Source organism: Adonisia turfae CCMR0081, from assembly GCF_011009555.1.
Lineage (GTDB): Bacteria > Cyanobacteriota > Cyanobacteriia > Phormidesmidales > Phormidesmidaceae > Leptothoe > Leptothoe turfae.
Window position 1 is genome coordinate 1 of sequence record NZ_QXHD01000010.1, and the last position, 1,678, is coordinate 1,678.

The window sequence follows — 1,678 nt, forward strand, 5'->3', positions numbered from 1 at the left end:
GGGTGCGGCTCTTTCAAAGTAAAATTTTGTCATGAAGAATATGGACTCCAGTAGGTTCTGGTATGTATTAGGAAGTCAGAGTATAGACTTATCCATTTTTTGAGAGATAGGTTATAACCTGGTTTGTTCTACGAACATTCTCATCAGTCATGTCTTCTACCATAGAACAAAAGACCTTTGAACAGGCCTACGAGCAGTATCAGGAGCTTATCAAGACGTTGAGTTCAGAGGATGCTCAAGACTGGGAACATGGCGAGATAGAACGCTATATCAATGAGCATGGCACCGAACTGCTCAGACGATTATTGCAAGGACATCTAGACTTACGCTACCAACAAGAGAGCTATCAAAGCGAAGTCTATGGGACCGATGGAGAAAAGCGACCGCATCGTCGCAAACGGACCCAGCGCCAACTCGAAACTCTGTTCGGTGGAGTGGTCGTCCCCCGTGTGGGCTACAGCACGCAAACGCCTAATGTGAGTGCCCTCTATCCGAGCGACGGGAAGCTCAATTTGGCCCCTGATAAGTATTCTGATGAGTTGCGACGGCGTGTGGCCGAAGAGGCCTCGAAAGTATCGTTTTCCGAAACCAGTCAAACCATTGCCAAAACCACGGGTGGACAGGTTGGCAAGCGTCAATGCGAAGAGGTGACGGTGTCAGTGGCTCAGGACTTTGAGGACTTCTATACCCAACGCAGTGGGACCGAGACTGCGGCTGCGGATGATTTATTGGTACTCACCACCGATAGCAAAGGCATCGTCATGCATCCCGATGATCTCAGAGAGGCGACGGCTAAAGCAGCACAACAATCGGCACAATCGCATCAGACTCGCTTAAGTCCCGGTCAAAAACGCAATCGCAAGCGGATGGCGATGGTGGCCTCCGTCTATCATGTGCCCCCCTATTCCCGTCAACCTGACGATATTATTGGTGACCAGAGAGAGCCGCCCAAGCGACCGTCTATCAGTGACAAACGGGTGTGGGCTAGTGTTAGGCAAGATGCCAAGAGCATGATTGCCAGTGCCTTTGATGAGGCCATTAGTAGAGACCCTGAGCATCAAAGAACTTGGGTCGTGCTGGTCGATGGTGAACTCCATCAGTTGAATACGATTAAAGCCACCGCCAAACAACACTCTGTGGCGGTAACGATTGTGATCGATTTCATTCATGTGTTGGAATATGTTTGGAAAGCCGCTTTTTGCTTTCATGCCTCCGGCAGTGAGGAGGCAGAACGGTGGGTACAGGAGCGAGCCTTACGGATCCTCAACGGCCAAGCCAGTGACGTAGCAGCAGGGATTCGACGTAGTGCCACCCTGCAAAATTTATCCAAAAAGAAGAGAGAGAACGCAGATAAATGTGCCGACTATTTGTTGAAGTATCGCCCCTTTCTGCACTATGACCAGTATTTAGAGCAGGGCTATCCGATTGCCTCAGGCGTGATTGAAGGGGCTTGCCGACATTTGGTTAATGACCGCATGGCCATTACTGGGGCTCGTTGGCGACTTGACCGAGCTGAGGCCGTCCTCAGAATTAGAGCGCTCAGGGCCAGTGATGATTTCGATGAGTATTGGGAGTTTCACAAACTGCAGGAATTCAAACGCAATCATGTCAGCAAGTTTCAAGATCCTGAAAGATTGTTGGCATCTTAATTGCTTTACTTAAAAAGAGCCGCACCCAT

Annotated in this window: 1 protein-coding gene; it reads left to right on the top strand. The window is 49.7% G+C overall.

Going from position 1 to position 1,678, the window contains the following annotated elements; all coding sequences use genetic code 11:
• The first annotated feature begins 149 nt into the window (after positions 1-149).
• Positions 150-1,649 (top strand): ISKra4 family transposase, encoded by a 1,500-nt coding sequence (locus DXZ20_RS37010; protein WP_163697845.1) that lies wholly within the window; start codon positions 150-152, stop codon positions 1,647-1,649.
• The last annotated feature ends 29 nt before the right edge of the window (positions 1,650-1,678 follow it).

Coding starts and splice junctions, on each gene's coding strand:
- DXZ20_RS37010 (WP_163697845.1), top strand. CDS start 150: ATGTCTTCTACCATAGAACAAAAGACCTTTGAACAGGCCTACGAGCAG.